The 3,254-nt window shown below is 64.7% G+C and carries 1 protein-coding gene; it reads right to left on the minus strand.

The window, feature by feature from the left end; genetic code table 11:
• On the minus strand, nucleotides 1-3,254 hold a 3,254-nt coding region (locus AWB78_RS41935), incomplete at both ends, for a beta strand repeat-containing protein (RefSeq protein ID WP_232478124.1).

A 3,254-nucleotide genomic window follows, 5' to 3' on the forward strand; every position in this document is an offset into this window, starting at 1 on the left:
CCGCTATCGGCACCTGCCAGCGTGTAGCCCACAATCGCGGCCGTCTCCACACCCGCGTTCTTCGAGCCGAATGCAGCGGTGAGTGCCGCGCTTGACAGACTCACCTGGTCCGAGCCAATCGCATTACCTAAGGTGGCCGTCCCCGAAACGGTGGCGGCCGTGGTCGCGTCATACGTCTTATTCGCCACCGACACGCCCGAGACCGTAATCTGCGCCTGCGAGATCGTGGCCGTGGCCGCACTCGGCTTCGAGGCGATCACATAGTTGCCCGCATCGGCCCCCGTGAGCGTAAAGCCCGAGAGCGTGGCGGTCTCCACTCCAGCGTTCTTCGAGCCGAATGCAGCGGTGAGCGCCGCACCCGAGAGACTCACCGCATCACTCGTCATCGCCCCCGTCTGGCCCGTGATGGAACCTGCGGACGCCACGGTTGCTGAAGTCGTCGCATCGTACGTCTTGTTGGCGACCGTCACACCCGAGACCGTAATCTGCGCCTGCGAGATCGAGGCGCTCGCCATCGATGGCGCCAGCACCACCGAATAGTTGCCGCTATCGGCACCTGCCAGCGTGTAGCCCACAATCGCGGCCGTCTCCACACCCGCGTTCTTCGAGCCGAATGCAGCCGTGAGTGCCGCGCTTGACAGACTGACCTGGTCCGAGCCAATCGCATTACCTAAGGTGGCCGTCCCCGAAACGGTGGCGGCCGTGGTCGCGTCATACGTCTTATTAGCCACCGTCACGCCCGAGACCGTAATCTGCGCCTGCGAGATCGTGGCCGTGGCCGCGCTCGGCTTCGAGGCGATCACATAGTTGCCCGCATCAGCCCCCGTGAGCGTAAAGCCCGAGAGCGTGGCGGTCTCCACCCCAGCGTTCTTCGAGCCAAACGCAGCCGTGAGCGCCGCACCCGAGAGACTCACCGCATCACTCGTCATCGCCCCCGTCTGGCCCGTGATGGAACCTGCGGACGCCACGGTTGCTGAAGTCGTCGCATCGTACGTCTTGTTGGCGACCGTCACGCCCGAGACCGTAATCTGCGCTTGCGAGATCGTAGCGCTCGCCATCGACGGCGCCAGCACCACCGAATAGTTGCCGCTATCGGCACCTGCCAGCGTGTAGCCCACAATCGCGGCCGTCTCCACACCCGCGTTCTTCGAGCCGAATGCAGCCGTGAGCGCCGCGCTTGACAGACTCACCTGGTCCGAGCCAATCGCACCACCCAAAGTGGCTGTCCCCGAGACCGTAGCTGAAGTCGTCGCGTCGTACGTCTTATTAGCCACCGTCACGCCCGAGACCGTAATCTGCGCCTGCGAGATCGTGGCCGTGGCCGCGCTCGGCTTCGAGGCGATCACATAGTTACCCGCATCAGCCCCCGTGAGCGTAAAGCCCGAGAGCGTCGCGGTCTCCACCCCAGCGTTCTTCGAGCCAAACGCAGCCGTGAGCGCCGCACCCGAGAGACTCACCGCATCACCCGTCATCGCCCCCGTCTGGCCCGTGATCGAACCTGCGGACGCCACGGTTGCTGAAGTCGTCGCATCGTACGTCTTATTAGCCACCGTCACGCCCGAGACCGTAATCTGCGCTTGCGAGATCGAGGCCGTGGCCGCGCTCGGCTTCGAGGCGATCACATAGTTGCCCGCATCGGCCCCCGTGAGCGTAAAGCCCGAGAGCGTCGCGGTCTCTACTCCAGCGTTCTTCGAGCCGAATGCAGCCGTGAGCGCCGCGCCCGAGAGACTCACCGCATCGCTCGTCATCGCCCCCGTCTGGCCCGTGATGGAACCGGTGGACGCCACGGTTGCTGAAGTCGTCGCGTCATACGTCTTATTAGCCACCGTCACGCCCGAGACCGTAATCTGCGCCTGCGAGATCGTGGCCGTGGCCGCGCTCGGCTTCGAGGCGATCACATAGTTGCCCGCATCAGCCCCCGTGAGCGTAAAGCCCGAGAGCGTCGCGGTCTCCACTCCGGCGTTCTTCGAGCCGAATGCAGCGGTGAGCGCCGCACCCGAGAGACTCACCGCATCACCCGTCATCGCCCCCGTCTGGCCCGTGATGGAACCGGCGGACGCCACGGTCGCTGAAGTCGTCGCGTCATACGTCTTGTTGGCGACCGTCACACCCGAGACCGTAATCTGCGCTTGCGAGATCGAGGCGCTCGCCATCGATGTCGCAAGCACCACCGAGTAGTTGCCGCCATCGGCACCTGCCAGCGTGTAGCCCACAATCGCGGCCGTCTCCACACCCGCGTTCTTCGAGCCGAATGCCGCGCTCAGCGCCGCGCTTGACAGACTGACCTGGTCCGAGCCAATCGCATTACCTAAGGTGGCCGTCCCCGAAACGGCGGCGGCCGTGGTCGCGTCGTACGTCTTATTAGCCACCGACACGCCCGAGACCGTAATCTGCGCCTGCGAGATCGAGGCGCTCGCCATTGACGGGGCAAGCACCACCGAGTAGTTGCCGCCATCGGCACCTGCCAGCGTATAACCCACAATCGCGGCCGTCTCCACGCCCGCGTTCTTCGAGCCGAATGTCGCCGTGAGTGCCGCGCTTGACAAACTGACCTGGTCAGAGCCAATCGCACCACCCAAAGTGGCTGCTCCCGAGACCGTAGCCGAAGTCGTCGCGTCGTACGTCTTGTTGGCGACCGTCACGCCCGAGACCGTAATCTGCGCCTGCGAGATCGTCGCCGTGGCCGCACTCGGCTTGGACACAATCACGTAGTTGCCCGCATCAGCCCCCGCGAGCGTAAAGCCCGAGAGCGTGGCGGTCTCCACCCCTACGTTCTTCGAACCAAATGTGGCGGTAAGCGCCGCACTCGAGAGGCTCAGCACATCGCTCGTCATCGCACCCGTCTGACCGATGAACGAACCGGTGGACGCCACGGTTGCTGAAGTCGTCGCATCGTACGTCTTATTGGCGACCGTCACACCCGAGACCGTAATCTGCGCCTGCGAGATCGTGGCCGTCGCCATCGACGGGGCAAGCACCACCGAGTAGTTGCCGCCATCGGCACCTGCCAGCGTGTAGCCCACAATCGCGGCCGTCTCCACACCCGCGTTCTTCGAGCCGAATGCCGCGCTCAGCGCCGCGCCCGAGAGGCTCACTTGATCGGAGGCGATCGCATTACCTAAGGTGGCTGTCCCCGAAACGGTGGCGGCCGTGGTCGCGTCGTACGTCTTATTAGCCACCGTCACGCCCGAGACCGTAATCTGCGCCTGCGAGATCGTGGCCGTGGCCGCGCTCGGCTTCGAGGCGATCACATA

Origin of the sequence: Caballeronia calidae (genome assembly GCF_900044055.2) — a bacterium.
GTDB classification, from domain to species: domain Bacteria; phylum Pseudomonadota; class Gammaproteobacteria; order Burkholderiales; family Burkholderiaceae; genus Caballeronia; species Caballeronia calidae.